At 35.1% G+C, this 20,553-nt stretch carries 18 protein-coding genes; 14 read left to right on the top strand and 4 right to left on the bottom strand.

The window, feature by feature from the left end:
* Positions 1–23: 23 nt before the first annotated feature.
* Entirely contained in the window at positions 24–3,314 is a 3,291-nt protein-coding gene (locus tag K8344_RS08040) for an amidohydrolase family protein (protein WP_237608217.1), read from the top strand.
* A gap of 440 nt (positions 3,315–3,754) precedes the next feature.
* On the top strand, positions 3,755–4,408 hold the full coding sequence (locus K8344_RS08035) for an ATP-binding cassette domain-containing protein (RefSeq protein ID WP_237608216.1): 654 nt from the start codon (positions 3,755–3,757) through the stop codon (positions 4,406–4,408).
* A 64-nt stretch (positions 4,409–4,472) separates the two neighbouring features.
* On the opposite strand, the gene K8344_RS08030 is transcribed toward K8344_RS08035, so the two are convergent.
* On the bottom strand, positions 4,473–5,105 hold the full coding sequence (locus tag K8344_RS08030) for a fasciclin domain-containing protein (protein ID WP_237608215.1): 633 nt from the start codon (positions 5,103–5,105) through the stop codon (positions 4,473–4,475).
* Between the two features lie 191 nt (positions 5,106–5,296).
* On the opposite strand from K8344_RS08030, the gene K8344_RS08025 reads away from it, so the two are divergent.
* Positions 5,297–5,674, top strand: coding sequence for a LysM peptidoglycan-binding domain-containing protein (locus tag K8344_RS08025; protein WP_237608214.1), 378 nt, complete (start codon positions 5,297–5,299; stop codon positions 5,672–5,674).
* 71 nt (positions 5,675–5,745) lie between these two features.
* Here the strand turns inward: K8344_RS08025 and K8344_RS08020 are convergent, their stop codons facing one another.
* A complete protein-coding gene (locus K8344_RS08020; RefSeq protein WP_237608263.1) occupies positions 5,746–7,209 on the bottom strand; it encodes a magnesium chelatase in 1,464 nt (487 codons plus the stop codon).
* 73 nt (positions 7,210–7,282) lie between these two features.
* Positions 7,283–8,404: a vWA domain-containing protein gene (locus K8344_RS08015; protein ID WP_237608213.1), complete on the bottom strand. Its 1,122-nt coding sequence runs from the start codon at positions 8,402–8,404 to the stop codon at positions 7,283–7,285.
* A 177-nt stretch (positions 8,405–8,581) separates the two neighbouring features.
* Between K8344_RS08015 and K8344_RS08010 the strand changes: the two genes are divergently transcribed.
* Both K8344_RS08010 and K8344_RS08005 read left to right on the top strand, forming a co-directional pair.
* Positions 8,582–9,796, top strand: coding sequence for a bifunctional alpha/beta hydrolase/OsmC family protein (locus tag K8344_RS08010; RefSeq protein WP_237608212.1), 1,215 nt, complete (start codon positions 8,582–8,584; stop codon positions 9,794–9,796).
* 131 nt (positions 9,797–9,927) lie between these two features.
* Positions 9,928–10,512 carry a superoxide dismutase family protein gene (locus K8344_RS08005; protein WP_237608211.1) on the top strand — a complete coding sequence of 195 codons (585 nt, stop codon included), beginning with the start codon at positions 9,928–9,930 and terminating at the stop codon, positions 10,510–10,512.
* Between the two features lie 94 nt (positions 10,513–10,606).
* Here the strand turns inward: K8344_RS08005 and lpdA are convergent, their stop codons facing one another.
* Positions 10,607–12,010, bottom strand: coding sequence for a dihydrolipoyl dehydrogenase (gene lpdA, locus K8344_RS08000; protein WP_237608210.1), 1,404 nt, complete (start codon positions 12,008–12,010; stop codon positions 10,607–10,609).
* 168 nt (positions 12,011–12,178) lie between these two features.
* On the opposite strand from lpdA, the gene K8344_RS07995 reads away from it, so the two are divergent.
* The 9 genes from K8344_RS07995 to lolA1 all read left to right on the top strand — a co-directional run bounded on the left by K8344_RS07995 (position 12,179) and on the right by lolA1 (position 20,543).
* Positions 12,179–13,381: an aminotransferase class I/II-fold pyridoxal phosphate-dependent enzyme gene (locus K8344_RS07995; RefSeq protein WP_237608209.1), complete on the top strand. Its 1,203-nt coding sequence runs from the start codon at positions 12,179–12,181 to the stop codon at positions 13,379–13,381.
* 111 nt (positions 13,382–13,492) lie between these two features.
* Positions 13,493–14,986: a Na+/H+ antiporter NhaC gene (nhaC, locus tag K8344_RS07990; RefSeq protein ID WP_237608208.1), complete on the top strand. Its 1,494-nt coding sequence runs from the start codon at positions 13,493–13,495 to the stop codon at positions 14,984–14,986.
* 151 nt (positions 14,987–15,137) lie between these two features.
* Positions 15,138–15,773 carry a peroxiredoxin gene (locus K8344_RS07985; protein ID WP_237608207.1) on the top strand — a complete coding sequence of 212 codons (636 nt, stop codon included), beginning with the start codon at positions 15,138–15,140 and terminating at the stop codon, positions 15,771–15,773.
* Between the two features lie 3 nt (positions 15,774–15,776).
* Entirely contained in the window at positions 15,777–16,091 is a 315-nt protein-coding gene (locus K8344_RS07980) for a thioredoxin family protein (protein WP_139855707.1), read from the top strand.
* A complete protein-coding gene (locus K8344_RS07975; RefSeq protein WP_237608206.1) occupies positions 16,072–16,320 on the top strand; it encodes a DUF6952 family protein in 249 nt (82 codons plus the stop codon). Before K8344_RS07980 ends, K8344_RS07975 begins: the two co-directional genes overlap by 20 nt.
* 181 nt (positions 16,321–16,501) lie before the next feature.
* On the top strand, positions 16,502–17,002 hold the full coding sequence (tpx, locus tag K8344_RS07970; protein ID WP_237608205.1) for a thiol peroxidase: 501 nt from the start codon (positions 16,502–16,504) through the stop codon (positions 17,000–17,002).
* Positions 17,002–17,361 carry a diacylglycerol kinase family protein gene (locus K8344_RS07965; RefSeq protein WP_237608204.1) on the top strand — a complete coding sequence of 120 codons (360 nt, stop codon included), beginning with the start codon at positions 17,002–17,004 and terminating at the stop codon, positions 17,359–17,361. Before tpx ends, K8344_RS07965 begins: the two co-directional genes overlap by 1 nt.
* Before the next feature lie 160 nt (positions 17,362–17,521).
* Positions 17,522–19,903 carry an FtsK/SpoIIIE family DNA translocase gene (locus K8344_RS07960; protein ID WP_237608203.1) on the top strand — a complete coding sequence of 794 codons (2,382 nt, stop codon included), beginning with the start codon at positions 17,522–17,524 and terminating at the stop codon, positions 19,901–19,903.
* Between the two features lies 1 nt (position 19,904).
* Positions 19,905–20,543: an outer membrane lipoprotein periplasmic chaperone LolA1 gene (gene lolA1 / locus K8344_RS07955; RefSeq protein WP_185098772.1), complete on the top strand. Its 639-nt coding sequence runs from the start codon at positions 19,905–19,907 to the stop codon at positions 20,541–20,543.
* Positions 20,544–20,553: the final 10 nt, after the last annotated feature.

Genomic DNA, 20,553 nt, shown 5'->3' with positions numbered 1-20,553 from the left:
ACCGAAATTTATAAACATTGAATATGAAACTACTTTCAACACTCCTAATTTTTACATTTTCACTAACGCTTACGGCACAGAAGAAAAAGAAAAAAGACAGTGAAAAATCCGAAGCAAAATGGGAAGTTGCAAATCCCGGTAAAGATTTTAACTACAAAACACATTCCTTTACTACCGATGAAGGAACTTGGATGAATATTGATGTTAGCCCCGACGGGCAAACTATAGTTTTTGATATGGTGGGCGATATTTATACGCTGCCAATAACTGGAGGTACAGCAAAAGCTATTAGAACTGGAATTCCTTTTGAAATTCAGCCGAGATTCAGTCCAGATGGGACAAAAATTTCATTTACCAGCGATGCTGGTGGTGGTGATAATATTTGGGTAATGAATGTTGATGGCAGCGAGGCTAAACAAATTACTAAAGAAAATTTTAGACTACTTAACAATGCCGTTTGGAGTGCAGATGGAAATTATTTAATTGCTAGAAAACACTTTACATCAGGAAGAAGTTTAGGAGCTGGAGAGATGTGGCAATACCACAAAACAGGAGGCTCTGGCATTCAACTTACCAAAAGAAAAAATGACCAACAAGACGTAAACGAACCCTTCGTATCTTCAGACGGAAAGTATTTGTACTACAGTGAGGATGTGTACCCTGGCGGATATTTTCAATATAACAAAGATCCAAACAGTCAGATATATGTTATAAAACGCTACGAGTTTGAAACAGGAGAAACCGAAACTATCACTGGTGGACCTGGGGGAGCCGCAAGACCAACAGTTTCTCCCGATGGTAAGAAATTAGCTTTCGTAAAAAGAGTACGTACTAAAAGTGTTTTATTTATCCACAACTTAGAAACCGGAGAAGAATTCCCTATCTACGATAAGCTGAATAAAGATCAGCAAGAAGCTTGGGCAATTTTTGGAGTCTATCCAAACTTTAATTGGATGCCAAATAATAACGAAATCATCTTTTGGAGTGGTGGAAAAATTAATAAGATTGATGTTAATTCATTAGAGGTTACTAATATCCCTTTTACAGCTAATGTAAAAATAGATTTAGCCGAAACTGTTCATTTTGACAATAGCATTGAAAACGAAAAATTCACCCCAAAAATGATCCGTCATACGGTTACTTCACCGGATGGAAAACATATTGTTTTTAGTGCTTTAGGACATTTATACAAAAAAGAATTACCTAATGGAAAACCTCAACGTTTAACAAATAGTACCAATTTTGAATTCGAACCTACCTTCTCTCCTAATGGCACTGAAATAATTTACGTTACCTGGAACGACGTTGATAAAGGAGCTATTTACAAGGTTTCTGTAAACGGCGGGACCCCTGTAAAACTTACTTCAAACAAAGGAATTTACCGAATGCCTTCTTTCTCTTCCAACGGAACACAAATTATTTTTAAAAAAGAAAGTGGAAATACCGATCAAGGTTTTACTCACACAAAGAAAGAAGGGATTTATATAATGAATGCTAATGGAGGTAATGAAACTTTTGTTACCGACAAAGGTGATTACCCAGTGTTTAGCGTAGATGGAAAACGTATTTTCTTACAAACGGGCGGCACATACTTTGGGAGCATAGAGAAGAAACTAATTAGCGTAAACCTGAATGGAAACGAAGAAAAAACGCATATTACCTCAAAATATGCAAACAGATTAGTTCCAAGCCCAGACAATAAATGGGTTGCTTTTACAAATCTTCATAAGTTATATGTTGCGCCTTTAGTGCTTAACGGACAAACAATCGACTTAGATGACAAAACAAAAGCATTACCTGTTTCACAACTTGCAAAAGATGCGGGTATAAACATTCATTGGTCGGCAAACAGCAAGAATGTAATGTGGACACTGGGAGATGAATATTTTAGTAATGAATTAAAAAACAGATTCACCTTTTTGCCAGGTTCACCAGATGAAATACCAGAAGTAACGCTCACGGGAACTAAAATTAATTTAGAAGCTCCTGTAGATATTCCAAATGGTCGCATTGCATTCACAAATGCGAGAATTATTACTATGGAGGGCGATAAGGTAATTGAAAACGGAACTATATTAATTAATGGTAATAAAATTGAAGCTGTAGGAGCTGCAGATAAAGTTTCTATTCCATCAGGTACAAAGATTTATGCTGCTGAAGGAAAAACCATTATGCCAGGAATGGTAGATGCACACGCTCACGTTGGTGCTTTCCGATATGGATTGCCTACGCAACAAAAATGGTCGTTTATGGCCAATTTAGCCTTTGGTGTAACTACAGCACATGACCCTTCGGCGAATACAGAAACGGTATTTACACTATCTGAACTTCAAAAGAGCGGCCAATTGGTAGGACCGAGATTATATTCTACTGGTTTTATTTTATACGGTGGCGATGGCGACTTTAAGGCGGTGATAAATAATTTAGAAGATGCTAGAAGCAGTATTCGCCGCACAAAAGCCTTTGGTGCTAAAAGTGTAAAGAGTTATAATCAACCGCGTCGCGATCAACGTCAGCAAGTTTTACAAGCAGCGCGTGAAATGGGGATTAACGTGGTGCCTGAAGGAGGTTCAACCTTTTATCATAACATAACTCAAGTTATTGACGGACACACGGGAATAGAACACAACATTCCTATTGCACCAATTTATAAAGATATTAGAGAAGTATGGAGCAGAAGCAATACTGGCTACACTCCTACTCTTATTGTAAACTATGGTGGGATGAATGGAGAAATGTATTTTTATGAAAGAGACAATGTTTGGGAAAATGAAAAACTACTCAACTTTACTCCGCGTGGCGTTATAGACAGTCGTTCTCGTCATAGAATTAAAGTTCCACAGGAAGAGTACCAAAACGGGCACATTCTAGTTTCTGAAACCGTTAAAGATTTAAGTGAAGCAGGCGTAAAAGTAAATATGGGGGCTCACGGTCAATTACAAGGTCTTGGAGCACACTGGGAAACCTGGATGATTAATCAAGGTGGACTTAGCAATCTTGAAACTTTAAAAGCCGCTACTATTAACTCTGCTGAATATATTGGTGCAGGTAAAGATATAGGCTCATTAAAGGTTGGTAAACTAGCAGATTTGATTGTGATGGATAAAAATCCATTAGAAGCTATCGAAAACACCTTATCTATAAATATGGTTATGATAAATGGCAGATTGTACGATACTGAAACTATGAATGAAATAGGTAACAATCCTAAAGAACGCCTACCTTTTTTCTGGGAGTTAGATGGTTACAATCAAGCATTCCCTTGGCATCAAAAAACCCAAGGTTTTATGGATGGCGGTTGTACTTGTCATTAAAGAACTAAGGAGGCTATCTATAAGGTAAAATAAATGGGGTATCAGACCCAACCCAATAGAGACCGAATAGGAAGTCAACAGTTTAAAGTTCTCGAATGCGCTCGAACCAATAGCGAGAGTTGCATTTTGGATAGCCTCCTTTTAATAATTTTATATGTATCGAGCCTATTGGCAATTTTATAAAAGTATATTTCCGTTTATAGCGGCATTTTCCATATTAAGTCTTCTCTTTGTTGGGATAGTTTGCGGGTTTTTAATATTTACTACTGTTGGCTTGCTTATAGGTTTTTTAGGATTCAATGTTTTCTATAATAAAAACTATTATTTCTACTTTAACTTAGGAATAAGTAAATTGAAATTATTTCAAACCTCATTTATTATAAATTTATTTCTTGGTATTCCTATATTTTCTTTTTTCATTTTTATAATATTTTTCCTTTTTGGCGATCTTCAAATTACATAAAGCATCTATTAGTTTTGGTAATAAAGAAGTTTTAAATGAAATTTCTTTCTCATTAGAGACCGGTGAAATCTTAGGTATATTCGGTCGTAATGGGTGTGGCAAGTCTACCTTATTAAAAATGATTTTTGGAACCTTAAAAAAAGGTTTTGTCGAAATTACAATTGACGATAAAAAGTTTTATCCATCAAAAAATATATCAGAAAAAAGGATTGCATATTTACCTCAACACTCATTTTTACCTAAGAATTTAAAAGTACGTGATATAATCCCAATCTATTTTTTTGAAGAGGAAAAGCAAGATGTTATATTTTACAATCCATTAATAGCAAAAATTGCTGCTCAAAATATTGGAACACTCTCCCAGGGTCAGATTAGGTATTTAGAAGTATTGCTAGTAAGTAATTTAGATCATCCTTTTATAATGCTTGATGAACCTTTTTCAATGATTGAGCCATTATATAAAATAGAAATTCAAGATCTCCTTCAAAATATTAGTTCTACTAAGGGTATAATAATTACTGACCATTATTATGAAGATGTATTAGCTATTACTTCTAAAAACATGATCATAAAAGATAGTATTTTACACTCCATAAATTCTAAGGACGACTTATATGCTTGGGCTTATTAAGGAAAAGAATAGACATAAAAAAAACCTCTTTTCAGAGGTTTTTAATAATAGGAAATAAGATGATTTACATTTTTGGCATCAAAACTTTATCTAAGGTATGAATTACTCCATTGGAGGCATCGATATCTACATTGGTAACAGTTGCAACATTTCCCTTAGCATCTTTAATAATCACTTTACCATTCTTTTCCGATAAAGTAAGAATCTCTCCATTTAAGGTAGTAACATCCAATTTGTTATTAGCATTATTAATTTTTGCTAAAACATCCACTGAAGGCAATTTACCTTGAAGCACGTGATACTTAAGCAAACTTTGCAGTTTTTCTTTGTTTTCTGGTTTCATCAAATTATCTAAAGTTGCTTTAGAAACTTTATCAAATGCATCATTGGTAGGTGCAAATACTGTGTATTCGCCTTTACTTTTAAAGGTATCGGTTAAATCGGCAGTTTGAAGAGCACTAACTAAAGTGGATAAATTGTCGTTACCCATTGCTCTAGCCGAAATAGAATTTGCTTCCATATCTTCCATTCTAGCCATTTTCTCATCTTCTAACTTCAATATTGAGTCGGCTTCACGTTCCATTCTCAATTCTTCCGCCTGAGCTTGAGCTTCGGCTTCTTTCTTTTTCGAATCATTACAACCAACCAATAATATTCCTACGGCTGCAATTGATAGTACAATTTGTTTAAACTTCATAATAGTGTGTTTTTTAGTTTGTATCAAAGGTATCGTTCAAACTGTGAAGTTTTTACCAATTATCATTAACATTTAGTTAAATTTAGCTGATAATGAAATAGTTACATTTTTGTCTTAAATTTTTCTAAACGTTAAATTTAATTTTGGGTAAAATTGTATCTTTATAGAAATTAACACTAAAACTATAAAAAATGATTAAGTCGAAATACCAGAGTGTTCTGGATTTAGGAGAAAAACTTAACATCCAAGAGGGTGATGTAAAAGAGGAAAATGGTCAACTAAAAGTTTGGGGTACTGCAAAGACTCAATACGACAAAAACTTAATTTGGGATGAAATTAAGCGAATTGGTGGTGAAAACCCTACAGATATTATGGCTGACATTAAGGTTGCGGATAGTTCTGTTTTTGCACATCACACTGTGCAAAGTGGCGAATCTTTAAGTAAGATTGCTAAGAAATATTATGGTGATGCAAACAAGTACAACGCTATTTACGAAGCGAATAAAGGTAAGTTAAAGTCTGCAGACCTTATTCATCCAGGCGATGAGCTAGTAATTCCAAACTTGTAATACCTATAAGAATTTATAAATACTGATTTAATAAGGCTGTCAAAATTTTGACAGCCTTGTTTAATTATAAGCTATAGCCCACTTATATAACCACCATAAACATCTTTAAAATGAAGTCCGTTGCCAATACTAAATTTACTTAACTTGTTATTGGCTGCCAGCCCCCATAGTATTACTTCTTTTAAAAAATAAATATCCTCTTTTAAAGTATCAGGCTGATGTTTATCTATTAAATCCTGTAAAGGAGTTATCCTATCAAGTTCCATTCTGTATTCTTCATCGGAGTAAGAGTCCAATAGTTCAAAATCACTTTCTTCAAAAAACCAAGAAACAATTTTAGAATACGGATCGTCATCTCCTTCTTTGGTGAGCTTTTCAATTTTTGGAAAACGCTCTTTAAAAGTTGTGTCAACTGCATCAACTATTAACTGCTGCGCAACTTGATTTACTCCTTCCTGTTCTCCTTCATACACCAATTCAATCTTACCTGTAATTGCAGGGATAACTCCTATAAAGTCACCCAACCTTATAGAAGTCTTTTGCATTCCGTTATGTAATGCTCTTCTTTCGGCAGTGCTCAATAAGTTTTCGAAGGCAGTAATACTCAATCTTGCACTTACACCACTTTTTACATCTATATAATTATTCTCTCGTGCTTCAAAGCTTATTTGTTCTAAAATATCCTTGGCTAGATCGGGAACATAAACATTAGACTTTTCTTTAGTAGCTTGATCGGTCTCTTGTTCAGTAATTGCACGAGCTGTTCTTATACTTTCTGGATAATGTGTGAGAATTTGGGAACCAATTCTATCTTTTAATGGTGTAACAATACTTCCACGGTTGGTATAATCTTCTGGATTTGCCGTAAATACAAATTGTATATCTAATGGTAATCGCAAGGCAAAACCTCTAATTTGAACATCTCCTTCTTGAAGAATATTAAATAATGCTACTTGAATTCGCGGTTGCAAATCTGGCAATTCATTAATAACAAAAATGCATCGATTACTTCGCGGGATCATTCCAAAATGAATTACTCGATCATCGGCATAGTTTAGTTTTAAATTAGCCGCTTTAATAGGATCCACATCGCCAATAATATCAGCTACAGTAACATCAGGTGTGGCAAGTTTTTCAAAAAAACGTTTATCTCGATGCAACCAATTTATAGGAGTATTATCCCCTTCTTCTTCAATTAAATTTTTAGCATATCGAGATATTGGGCTATAAGGATCGTCATTTACTTCGCTACCTTCCACAATAGGTATATACTCGTCTAATAGCCCAACCATTTGTCGCGCTAACCGCGTTTTCGCTTGTCCGCGTAATCCAAGAAGATTAATATTGTGTTTAGACAGTATAGCTCGTTCCAATGCTGGAATTACTGTCAATTCATATCCGTGAATTCCCACAAACGGACTTTCTTTCTTCATAATTTTTTGAAGAAGGTTTCTGCGTAATTCTTCCTTTACAGATTTTGATTCATAACCTGACTTTTGAAGGTCGCCTAATGTCTTTATTTTAGTAATATCTATATTCATATCTGTTCTTTCTTAAATTTTTAAACCAACTAGGTGCTTTCAATTCTACTTCTTGGAAATAGCCTTTTTATCTTATTCTTTTTCTTCTATTAGATTCATAATCACTAAAAATCATTTCTCCTAATCCTTTCAATCCTGTGTAAAATGCCTTCCCTTGGTTTGCTGCTGTAAAATGTTCAATAAACTGCATTAAATAGGGATCCTCAGCAATCATAAAGGTTGTTATTGGAATGTGAAGTTTCCTAGCCTGAGATGCCATTGCGTAACATTTATTAACGATATACCTATCTAAACCATTGCTATTTTTGTAATAACGCCCATCGGGAAGTCGTACACAGCTTGGTTTTCCGTCAGTTATCATAAATATCTGTTTATTAGTATTTCTTTTTCTTCGCAACAAATCCATTGCCAATTGCAATCCAGCAACTGTATTTGTATGGTAAGGACCTACATTTAAATAAGGCAAATCTTTAATTTGAATTGGCCAAGCATCATTTCCGAATACTAAAATATCCAAAGTATCTTTTGGGTAACGGGTTGTTATAAATTCGGATAAAGCCATTGCCACTTTTTTAGCGGGGGTGATTCTATCTTCTCCGTAAAGAATCATACTATGACTTATGTCTATCATTAATACAGTACTCATTTGGGTTTTGTACATCGTTTCTTCAACAACCAAATCGTTTTCAGACAGTGTAAATTCACCCAAACCGTGATTAATCTGAGCATTTTTAAAGCTCTCGGTCATTGAAATCTGTTCTAATGAGTCTCCAAATCGATAGGAGCGAAATTCTCCTGCTTGCTCATCTCCTCTCCCTGTTTGTTTGGTGCGGTGGTTTCCAGCGCCACTTTTTCGCAGTTTTCCAAAGATTTGCTCTAAAGCTCTCTTTCGAAGCGCTCTTTCAGTTTTATCGGTAATTGCTAAACCTCCTTTCCCATCCACTTTAATTTCTTCGCGTAAATAACCTTTCTTTTTAAGATCCTCCACAAAATCATTCAGGGTGTAGTCATCGGTAGTTAGTTTATATTCGTCATCCAATTGCTTTAACCACTCTAAAGCTTCATCAACATCCCCAGAAGTATGCGTTATTAATTCTTGGAATACATCTAAGAGCTTTTCGAAAGGAGACAGCTCTTTGGGCGTGTGCTTGGTGAAGACAAATCCGCTTTTAAATACTTTTTTGTTCATCTTATAAATGTAACAGATTTGTTATTTAAATAAAACAGGTAAACGTTAAACTAGCATTAAAACTATTAATGAACGCTGTTGAATTAATTTATGGAAACTTCTGTTTTTCCTTTATAAAATACTTAATTTTAAAGTTACATATTTTTACAATTTGTACTTTAATCAAAAACGATTTTTATGAATATCCATAAGGTATCTTTTACTAATAAAGATGAAGAGCAATTAGCAGGTCGTTTAGAACTACCATTAGATCAGAAGCCTCATAACTTTGTAATATTTGCGCATTGTTTTACGTGCACCAAAAACTTAACTGCTGTAAAAAATGTTGGTCGGGCACTAACGAATGAAGGATTCGGAGTGTTGCGATTTGATTTCACAGGTTTAGGTGAAAGCGAAGGAGATTTTGAGAATACCAACTTTTCAGGAAACGTTGACGATCTTATAGAAGCAGCCAACTTCTTAGAAAACAATTATCAAGCCCCTACGCTTATCATTGGCCATTCGCTTGGTGGAGCTGCGGCCATTTTTGCGGCTTCTAAACTTGAATCTATAAAAGCTGTTGCAGTTATCAATTCGCCAAGTGATCCATCGCACGTTATGCATTTATTAAAGGATAGCGAACAAGAAATAACTAGAAATGGAAAAGCTAAAGTTAATTTAGGCGGTGTAGATTTCACCATAAAAAAACAATTTCTAGACGATCTAGAAAACAACACTTTAAAAGATGTTGTAAGTGATCTTAGAAAAGCATTGTTAATTTTACATTCTCCACAAGATAACACAGTTGGTATTAAAAATGCTGAAAAAATTTACATCGCCGCTCATCATCCTAAAAGCTTTGTGTCATTAGATGGCGTAGATCATTTACTTTCGAAAAAAGAAGATTCTAAGTATGTAGGTGAAGTTATTGCTGGATGGGCTTCGCGATATGTAGAAATACCTTCTGCCAAAGAAATAAGGAGTAAAAGTAAGGTTGCTGCTAGTTTAGGACAAGACGAGAAGTTTACCACCAATTTAAAAGTTGGCGATCATTATTTAATAGCAGATGAACCAAAATCTTTCGGCGGAAACAACTTCGGTCCTTCGCCTTACGAATTTTTATCTGCAGGACTTGCTGCTTGTACAGTTATGACAATACATATGTATGCGAGAAGAAAAAATTGGGATGTAGGCAATGTTTCCGTGCATATAGACTACTCAAAAGAACACGCTATAGATTGTCAAGAATGCGAAAAAGATTCTTCAAAAATTGACACTTTTAAGCGTGAAATTAAATTGGTAGGGAATCTAACCGATGAGCAAAAAACGAAATTGATGCAAATTGCAGATAAATGCCCTGTTCATAAAACGCTTCATAGCAAAACACAAATTATTACTAAACTTGTAGAATAATGCTTAAATATTAGTAGAATTCCGTTATTCATAAAAACTGCTAAGATTTTTTTAAAATCTTGTTTGTAGGATGGCGAAATCTTACCTTTAATGATTAATTAATAATCAACACAAACTAAAAAACTTTTTAAATGAAAAAATTAGGACTATTACTTACAGCTTCAGCAATGATAGCTTTTGTAGGCTGTAAAAACGAAAAAAAAGATGCTGATTCTTTAGAGGAATTAACCGAATCGGTTGAAGTGGAAGAAGTAAAGGAAGCTCCAAAAACGCTATCGGTAATGATGGAGTCTAAAAGTGGAAGTAATGCTATTGGTCAGGTTGTCTTTACTGAAGAAAATGGAGTAGTAAAAATGGACGCAAAATTTGAAGGTTTAACTGAAGGTACTCACGCCATTCATATTCACGAAAAAGCAGACTGTAGTGCAGATGATGGAACTTCAACTGGAGGTCACTGGAACCCAACTCATCAAAGACACGGTAAGTGGGGAGATGCCGAAGGCTACCATAAAGGTGATATAGGAAATATGGTTGCTGATGCTAATGGGATGGCAAAAATTTCTATGGAAACTGACGAATGGTGTATTGGATGTGATGATGAAAACAAAAACATTGTTGGGAAAGCTATTATTGTTCACGATGGTGAAGACGATTTTGTTTCACAACCAACAGGTGATGCTGGTGGACGTGTTTCTTGTGGAGGAATTATTGAATAATCCACAATAAGTCATATAAAGCAAAAAAGCATCTTGAAATATTTCAAGATGCTTTTTTTTATGGTTACTCACCATTTATCGATATCCACTTTTTCTAAACGTGAATAGCTCTGTCATCAGTCGCGGCAAGTGCAGCTTCTTTTACTGCTTCGGCATACGTTGGGTGTGCGTGACTCATTCTAGCAATATCTTCTGCACTAGCGCGGAATTCCATAGCTACTACAGCTTCAGCAATTAAATCGGCCACTCTGGCTCCTACCATATGTACACCTAATACCTCATCTGTATTTTTATCTGATAGAATTTTCACAAAACCATCAATATCACCACTAGCACGGCTTCTTCCTAAGGCACGCATTGGGAATTGCCCAGCTTTGTATTCAACTTTAGCTTCTTTTAGCTGCTCTTCTGTTTTACCTACAGAAGCAACTTCCGGCCAGGTATAAACTACACCTGGGATTAAGTTGTAATTGATATGTGGTTTTTGACCCGCTATAATTTCAGCCACTAAGGTTCCTTCTTCTGAAGCTTTATGAGCTAACATTGCACCTCTAACAACATCACCAATAGCGTAAATGTTGCTAATGTTTGTTTGAAGTTGGTCGTTTACATCTATCATCCCACGCTCAGTAACTTTTACCCCAGCGTTTTCAGCTTTTAATCCATCTGTATAAGGTTTTCTTCCTACACAAACTAAGCAGTAATCACCTTTAAAGGTAACTTCTTTATCTTTCTTATCGGTTGCAGTAATTACAACTTCTTTTCCTTTTTTAGAAACATCAGAAACTTTATGAGAAAGGTAAAACTTAACCCCTTGTTTCTTCATTGCCTTTGTAAGCTCTTTACTTTGGGCAGCATCCATTGTAGGAATAATTCTGTCCATATACTCAATAACAGAAACTTCTGCACCTAAACGTCGATAAACTTGGCCTAATTCTAGACCAATTACTCCACCACCAATCACCACTAGGTGCTTTGGCACTTCCTTTAAGCTTAATGCTTCCGTTGAAGTAATTACTCTATCTTTATCTAACTTAATAAAAGGTAGCGTTGAAGGTTTACTTCCAGTAGCAATAATTGTATTTTTTGCTTCGATGGTTTCGGTTTTCTTACCCTTAGTTATATCGATATGAGTAGCGTCTTTAAAAGATCCCATTCCCGTATAAACATCGATTTTATTTTTATCCATCAAATACACGATCCCTTTGGTAGTTTGATCTACAACAGAGGCTTTGCGCTCGATCATTTTTTTGAAATTAAGCTTAATATCGCCAGGAATTTCAATTCCGTGATCTTCGAAGTGCTTCATAGCATCTTCGTAGTGATGTGAAGAGTCTAATAAGGCTTTACTAGGAATACAGCCAACGTTAAGGCAAGTACCTCCTAATACATCGTACTTTTCTATAATTGCGGTTTTCATACCCAATTGTGCGCAACGAATTGCTGCTACATAGCCACCAGGACCAGAACCTATTACTGCTACATCATATTTTGACATCTTGTATGTGTTTTTTATTTGAAGATGCAAAGGTACAATACTGCTTAATAGTTTAAAAGTTTAGCGGTTTAAAAGTTAAAGTTTTATCATTAAAAAGTAATTGCTTTTATAATTTGACCACTCCTATAAATTTTCGCAAATTTGTGAAACAACAATAAAAAGACAATCATGGCATTTAAACCAGCAGATAAAATTCAAGATTTACAATACTTTGGAGAATTTGGAGGCGTTAACCCCTCTATATCAGATTCATCTACATACACATTTCTTTCAGCAAAAACTATGTTCGATACCTTTGAAGGAAATGCAGACGGATGCTATCTTTATTCGCGACACACGAGTCCATCAAACTTATACCTAGGGCAAGCACTTGCTGCAATGGAAGGCACAGAAACAGCAAATGTTGCTGCAAGCGGAATGGGTGCTATCACCCCTGCATTACTACAACTGTGTAAAGCTGGAGACCATATAGTTGCTAGTCGTACAATTTACGGTGGGACTTATGCATTTCTTAAAAACTTTGCACCGAGACTAAATATTGAAACTTCTTTTGTAGATATTACTAAACTTGATCAGGTTGAGGCTGCAATTACTGAAAACACTAAAGTTCTTTACTGCGAAACAGTGAGCAACCCATTGTTGGAAGTTGCCGATATTGAAGGACTATCAAAAATTGCAAAAAAACACAACCTTCAACTATTAGTAGATAACACTTTTTCACCATTAAGCCTTTCTCCAGCAAAACTAGGAGCCGATGTTGTACTTCACAGTTTAACAAAATTCATAAATGGAAGTAGTGATACCATGGGTGGCGTTACTTGTGGTACTCAAGAATTTATCGATAGTTTACGAAATGTAAACGACGGTGCAAATATGCTTCTAGGTCCTGCAATGGATAGTTTTCGTGCTGCTTCAATTTTAAAAAACCTGAGAACACTTCATATAAGAATCAAGCAACATAGCGAAAACGCTTTGTATTTGGCTGAAAAATTTGAAGCTGACGGCTTAAAAACCGTATATCCAGGTTTAAAATCGCATTCAGGACACGAGCTTTTTACTAAAATGATGAACAAAGAATACGGCTATGGTGGAATGCTAACAGTTGACGCTGGCAGCATTGATAAAGCGAATGAATTAATGGAGTTAATGCAAGAGCGCAATCTTGGTTATTTAGCTGTAAGTCTAGGATTTTATAAAACATTGTTTAGCGCTCCTGGATCTTCTACTTCTTCTGAAATTCCAGAAGACGAACAAAAAGAAATGGGGTTAAGCGATGGATTAATTCGTTTTAGCATAGGTTTAGATAACGACATTGAACGCACCTACACTATGATGCGTGAGTGTATGGTTAAAGTTGGAATATTAAAGTAAAATCTTATTTGTTTATAATTTTGAAAAGGGAACAGACAATCTGTTCCCTTTTTTAATTTGCGTAAGTTTTTTCAAAATCGTAACATTACATTCCTAAAAATAAATCACACCATGCAAAACCAAGACACTAAGCCTACCGACCCCAAAAAAGAAGACGTTGTTGAAAATTTTGAATTAAATATATGGGAGGCTTTAATACCCGTATTTGCATTAATAATAATGCTTTTCTACAATGTATCTGTAGCTTATGGTGATGATGCTCTAAGTGGAAGTAACCAGTTTATACTCTTAATGGGAGGAGCTGTGGCTGCGATTGTTGGTTTCTTCAACAAAGTTAAGTTCGACCAAATGATAGAAGAAGTGGCTTCCAACATTAAATCGACTGCTGGGGCTATTTTAATTTTATTAATGGTTGGAGCATTGGCAGGAACTTGGTTAATTAGCGGGATAATCCCAACAATGATTTATTATGGACTACAGATATTAAACCCGACTATATTCCTAGCTTCTTGTATTATAATATGTGCCATTATTTCGGTGGCAACTGGAAGTAGTTGGACAACGTCTGCAACGGTAGGTATTGCCTTGATAGGTATTGCAGATGCTATGAACATTCCACTGGGAATGACGGCTGGGGCAATTCTTTCTGGATCTTATTTTGGAGATAAAATTTCACCTTTAAGTGATACTACCAACCTAGCTCCTGCTATGGCAGGAACAGATTTGTTTACTCATATTAGATATATGCTCTATACTACCGTTCCTACATTAACTGTAACTTTAATTGTATTTATAATATTAGGATTTAATATTGATACTTCCGGAACAGCAGATACACAAGCTATTTTAACGTCTGTAGAAAAGTCTATAAACGTAAGTCCGTGGTTGTTTGTAGTTCCAATCGCAGTAATTATTATGATTGTTAAAAAAACATCTCCACTTATTGCCCTATTAATTGGTTCCTTGCTTGGAGGGGTAGCCGCATTAATTTTTCAACCAGACATTGTAGCGTCTGTTGGAGGAGGAACTTCTTTAACTTTTGAATCTGGCTATAAAGGAATAATGAACGCAATAACCGTTGACAGTTCTATTGCTACAGACAATGAATCTTTAGAAGATTTATTTTCAGCCAAAGGAATGTCTGGCATGTTAAACACAGTATGGTTAATTATTTGTGCTATGACATTTGGGGGAATTATGGATGCCATTGGTGCGTTATCCGCAATTAGTAGAGCGTTGTTGAAGTTGTTTCACACTACCTTCGGACTTTTTGCAAGTACTGTTGCAAGCTGTTTGGCTATAAACCTAACAGCAAGTGATCAATATTTAGCAATTGTTGTTCCTGGCAAAATGTATGCTCAAGCATTTAAAGATAAAGGTCTTGCACCAGAAAACTTATCTAGAACTCTCGAGGATAGTGGTACTGTAACTTCTGTATTAATCCCTTGGAATACTTGTGGTGCATACCATAGTGAAGTTTTAGGTGTGGACACGCTTCATTATGCAGGATATGCTATTTTCAACTGGCTGAGTCCATTTACTACTTTGCTTTTTGCAGCATTCAGAATTAAAATCAGACAGTTAGCTACAACAGAAACCGCTTAATTCACTCATAGCTTTTTCTTATTGTTAAAATTTTAACCTATCGACAAAACCTATCGGATTATAAATTAATCCATTGAGTATTTCTATTAAATATTAAGGTAGTTCTTATCTTTGTAAAAGAAAATTATTAACCTTAATAAACAATAAAATTATGTCATTAGTAGGAAAAAATTTCCCAAACATCGCAGTAGACGCAATGAACGAAATGGGAGATACTTTTAAGTTAAATGTACTAGAAGAAGCAAAAAAGAACAACAAAAAAGTATTACTTTTCTGGTATCCAAAAGACTTTACGTTTGTTTGCCCAACTGAGATTCACTCTTTCCAGGAAGCGCTAAAACAATTTGAAGATAAAAACACAATGGTAATTGGTGCATCTTGTGATACTCCAGAAGTACATTTTGCTTGGTTAAACACTCCAAAAGATGAAGGTGGAATTGAAGGTGTTACTTACCCATTACTTGCAGATACTAATCGTAACCTATCTAACGCTTTAGGTATTCTTGATATCAAAAACGAAAAGTTCGATGAAGAAACTGGTCTTTACACAGTAGAAGGTGATAACGTAACTTACCGTGCAACTTACCTAATCGATGAGGAAGGAAAAGTTTTCCACGAAAGTGTAAACGATATGCCACTTGGTAGAAATGTAAACGAATACCTAAGATTAGTTGATGCTTATACTCACGTTCAGAAAAATGGTGAAGTATGTCCAGCAAACTGGGAAGAAGGTAAAGAAGCAATGGTCGCTAACCGCGAAGGAGTTGCTACATATTTAAGAAATTAAGATATGGTAGTAGAGCTAAAAGATGATAGCCTGCAGCAATTTGTTTCTGAAGAAAAGAACGTGATAGTTCAATATTCTGCAGGATGGTGTGGCAATTGTAGATTGATGAAGCCAAAATTTAAAAAATTGGCGACAGAAACTGAAGGTTACAAATTCGTTATGGTAGATGCTGAGAAGTTTCCTGAAAGCAGAAAGATGGCTAATGTGAATAATTTACCAACTTTCGCAACTTTCAAAAATGGCGAATTAGTAAACCAAGTTCAAACGAATAAAGTTGAACCTTTAAAGAGTCTTATAGATGAAGTTACCGGTAATTAGACATATTCAGCGAAACAATTCATCAGAACAGATTGAAAGCTGTATTGAAGTTTTAGAATCGTTTAGCGAATACAATAGGATTACAGATGAAGAATTGGACGTTATTGGAGAGCTTATCACTAACCTATGTGGTGCAGTAGAAGTTCATAAAATGATTGAAGATGGAATGCCTGAGCGCGAAGCTGCTAATGCATTTGCACAAAAAGTAATAGGCTCTATAGACCGATAACTTTACAGTTTAGAATTCCAATTAAGGCCGTCTATATTTTTGGACGGCCTTTTCTTTTGTATATAGCATAGTAAACACACCAAATTTAACAATCGATTAAAAAACTCTTTTCTTTAAGAACTTGTTGATAGATTAACAGAAAACGAATTCTTATCTTTATCCCTCATTTAAAAGAAATACTATGGCACATATAAAATTAGGTGGAAAGGACATCGAAACAATTGGAAGTCTACCACAAGTTGGAGATTCGGCTCCAGATTTTGAATTAACTTCAGAAGATTTAAGCGCTAAGAAGTTATCAGACTACAAAGGATCCCGAGTTGTAATGAACATCTTCCCGAGTATTGATACTAACGTTTGTGCTACCTCAGTAAGAAAGTTCAACGAAAAAGCTACAGGATTAGACAACACAAAGGTGTTGTGCATTTCAAAAGACCTTCCATTCGCTCATAAGCGTTTTGTAAGTGAAGAAGAATTGAGAAACGTTAACAACCTATCAGACTTTCGCACTGGAGAGTTTGGAAAGAAATATGGAGTAGAAATGACTACTGGCGCTTTAAAAGGTCTTCTTTCAAGAGCGGTTGTTGTTGTAGATGAAAAAGGAAAAGTAATCCATAGTCAACTAGTTCCAGAAATTGGAGAAGAACCAGATTATCTTTCTGCACTAAAAACACTTTTATAATGTGGCAAACCTTTTTAGGTAAACGCCTTAAAGGAGCTGGTTATGCTATAAAAGGTGCTTGTTTATTGCTTCGCACCGAACCAAGCATCCAAGTTCAAGCTACAATAGGGGTATTAATGACTATTGCAGGTTTCTATTTTGAAATTTCCACTACGGAGTGGATGTTTCAAGTTTTTGCGATAGGATTAGTTTTAGGTTTAGAGGGGCTAAATTCAGCAATTGAAGGAATCGCAGATTTTATTCACCCTAATTTTCACACCAAAATTGGCTTTATAAAAGATATTGCTGCGGGTGCAGTATTCTTTGCCGCAATTACGGCTGTAATTATAGGGTGTATTATTTATATACCGAAATTTTAAAAATTCAGATTAATTTCCTTTATTTTAGAAGTTTATACTCGCAAAAAGTATAAACTTCTAATCCTTAATATTTAAAAACGATTTTAAAATTTGAAGTTTACTTTTTAAAAATTACAAGTTCTATATTTGTATTTTTGCAATAAAGACAACTGTTCCATTAATGGCCAAGAAAAAGAAAAAAACCACCAAGACACCTCGTAAAAAAATAAGTTTTAAGTTATCTAAACAACAGAAAATAATTTTAGGTAGCTTTTTATTTTTGTTAGGGGTTGCTCTTTTAATTTCATTTACCTCGTATTTCTTTACTTGGAAAATTGATCAAAGCGAAATTGGTATATTTAACGAACGTGAACTTCAAACAGAAAACTTATTAAATAAGTTTGGAGCTAACATAGCTCACTTTTTTATTTATGACGGTTTTGGGATAGCTGCCTATTTCCTAGCCATTCTCATTGGTCTTACAGGGATATATTACTTCTTTGATTTTGCCAAAAAACAACTGCTAAGATTCTGGTTTTGGGGATTATTATTAATGTTATGGTTCTCCGTTTTCTTCGGTTTCTTTAATGAAAAAACAACACTCTTTAGTGGAATTATTGGTTTCGAGGCAAACGATTATTTGCAAGATTACTTAGGATTAATAGGAACTATATTAGTGATGACATTTATTGCTATCATCTATTTAGTTGTTCGTCTTAAACTTACTCCTGAAAAAGTAATTGGCGCAATTAAAAAGTCTAAAAATGAGGTAATTTCAGAATTCAAATCAACCGAAACTACGCCAAAAGCGAAGATTTCTGAAGAAGGCAAAAACACAAATACTTCTAATACAGAAGAAGTGTCAGAACCCACAGAAGAGGAAACTTTTGAGGTTGTTGAAAAACCAACTCCTACTCCACCCTCACCTTCTAAAGAAAAACTTATTTTAAAATCTGAAACAGAAGGAGATGTTGAAATGGAGGTCGAACAAGCAGCTGAAGAAGAAGAGGTAGACACTTTAAGTGAAAAGCTTGTAAAAGACTATGGGGAATTCGACCCAAGATTGGAATTGAGCAAATACAGGTTTCCAACGCTTGAGTTATTACGCGACCATACTATAGGCGGAGCAATTACCATAGACCAAGAAGAACTTGAAGAAAACAAGAATAGAATTGTAGAAACGCTAAATAATTATAAAATAGGTATTGCAAATATTAAAGCTACTGTTGGACCAACTGTAACGCTTTATGAAATTGTACCTGATGCTGGAGTTCGAATTTCTAAAATTAAAAACTTAGAGGACGATATTGCTCTTTCACTTTCTGCCTTAGGAATTAGAATTATTGCTCCTATTCCAGGACGCGGTACTATAGGTATTGAAGTTCCTAATAAAAACCCTAAAATAGTTTCAATGCGTTCTGTAATTGGATCGGCAAAATTTCAAAATGCTGAAATGGAATTGCCAATTGCTTTCGGAAAGACAATTAGCAACGAAACTTTTGTAGTTGACTTAGCAAAAATGCCTCACTTGCTTATGGCAGGGGCTACAGGGCAAGGTAAATCGGTTGGACTTAACGCAATTCTTACCTCCCTTTTATATAAGAAGCATCCAGCTGAAGTAAAATTTGTATTAGTAGATCCAAAAAAGGTTGAGCTTACCCTATTCAACAAAATTGAACGTCACTTTTTAGCGAAGCTTCCAGATTCAGAAGATGCAATTATTACCGATACAACTAAGGTTATCAATACATTAAATTCACTTTGTATTGAAATGGATGCTCGTTACGATTTGCTGAAGGATGCAATGGTGCGTAACATTAAAGAGTACAATACTAAATTCAAAAACAGAAAACTAAACCCTAATGACGGGCATAGATTTTTACCGTATATCGTATTAGTAATCGATGAGTTTGCAGATTTGATTATGACTGCAGGAAAAGAAGTTGAAACTCCTATCGCTCGACTTGCCCAATTAGCTCGTGCCGTTGGAATTCACTTAATTGTAGCTACACAACGACCATCTGTAAATGTTATTACTGGTATTATTAAAGCAAACTTCCCTGCGAGAATTGCTTTTAGAGTAACAAGTAAAATAGACTCCCGTACCATTCTAGATAATTCTGGAGCCGATCAGCTTATTGGGCGTGGCGATATGTTGTACACTCAAGGTAATGAGCTAACTCGTTTACAGTGTGCATTTGTTGATACACCAGAAGTAGATGATATTACAGATTTTATCGGTTCGCAAAAAGCATTTCCAGATGCACACCTACTTCCTGAGTACGTGGGAGAGGAAGGTGGCACAACTCTTGATAATGACATAAAGGATCGCGATAAACTGTTCCGTGAAGCAGCCGAAGTTCTTGTAATTGCACAGCAAGGTTCCGCCTCATTACTACAGCGAAAGCTAAAGTTAGGGTACAACAGAGCTGGTAGAATTATAGATCAATTAGAAGCGGCTGGAATTGTTGGCCCTTTTGAAGGCAGCAAAGCACGATCAGTTTTAGTTCCAACTATTGACGCATTAAATCAATTATTAGAAAACGAAACAAAAAATATCTAAAATGAAAAAATTAAGCATTATTCTAATAGCTCTTTTTATCACTACATTCACACAAGCACAGGACGCTAAATCTTTACTTAAAGAGGTTTCTGAAAAAGTGAAAAGCTATGATAACATAGCGATAGACTTCAAATACAACTTAAACAATTCAAAAGAAAATGTAAATCAAGATACTCGTGGTGACGTAACACTTCAAGGAGATAAATACGTTTTGAATATGTTGGGGACAACTCGAATTTTTGACGGTAAGAAAATATACACTATCGTTCCTGAAGATGAAGAAGTAACTATTTCTTCTTACAACCCGAAAGATGACAAGGAAGTTACTCCTTCAAAAATGTTGACTTTTTACGAAAATGGTTACACTTATAAAATGGATATTGTTCAAAATGTAAAAGGAAGAAAAATTCAATATGTAAAGTTGATGCCAATCGACTCTAATGCGGAAATTAAAAATATTCTGTTGGGGATTGATGTACAGACAAAACACATCTACAAATTGATACAAACAGACAATCAAGGAACAAAATACACCCTTACAGTAAATTCTTTTAAGACAAACCTACCTGTTTCAAAAACCTTATTTACTTTTGACGAGGCTAAATACAAAAAAGACGGCTACTACATCAACAACCTATAAGCCCTTATAA

This window comes from Aequorivita xiaoshiensis (assembly GCF_022008395.1).
Taxonomy (GTDB): Bacteria; Bacteroidota; Bacteroidia; order Flavobacteriales; family Flavobacteriaceae; genus Aequorivita; species Aequorivita xiaoshiensis.
Note: the sequence above shows the minus strand (reverse complement) of the source record. Positions and strands in the feature narration are given on the sequence as shown.